This window comes from Malaciobacter halophilus (assembly GCF_002837275.1).
GTDB lineage: Bacteria > Campylobacterota > Campylobacteria > Campylobacterales > Arcobacteraceae > Malaciobacter > Malaciobacter halophilus.
Genome location: NZ_NXIF01000111.1, coordinates 1 through 417, shown reverse-complemented (window position 1 = coordinate 417; position 417 = coordinate 1). Strand labels below are relative to the sequence as shown.

Sequence of the window (417 nt, the reverse complement as noted above, 5' to 3'; positions counted from 1 at the left end):
CAAGATGAGATAACACAAGTTTTAGAGTATGAAGCTATTGTTGAGAAGTTTTATAATGGTGTTTGGAGTAAAACTACTGATTTAACTCCTACTCAAGAAGCTCAATTACAATGGTATTTTATTAAAAACAATGATGAAGCTGATACTGATATTTTAACAGATAATCCAACCAATGATAATATTACTATTAATGGATTAAAAATGAGTGTTACTTTAGAAGAAGAAAATATTTATAAAGTAGGACATGCACACTGTTTTGTAAGTAATAGTGAAGAAGAGGGATATACACAAACACAACTTGCAAGATATTTAGAAGTTGAAGATATAGTTAGTTCTCATATTTCACAAGAAGAGGGTGAATGTATAGCTGTATTAAATGTAGAAGAGCCAAGACAAGAAGAGTTAGCACAAATTAGA

Annotated in this window: 1 pseudogene; it reads left to right on the top strand. The window is 29.5% G+C overall.

Going from position 1 to position 417, the window contains the following annotated elements:
- Positions 1–417: pseudogene (locus CP960_RS13895) on the top strand (type VI secretion system Vgr family protein); the annotation flags it as partial.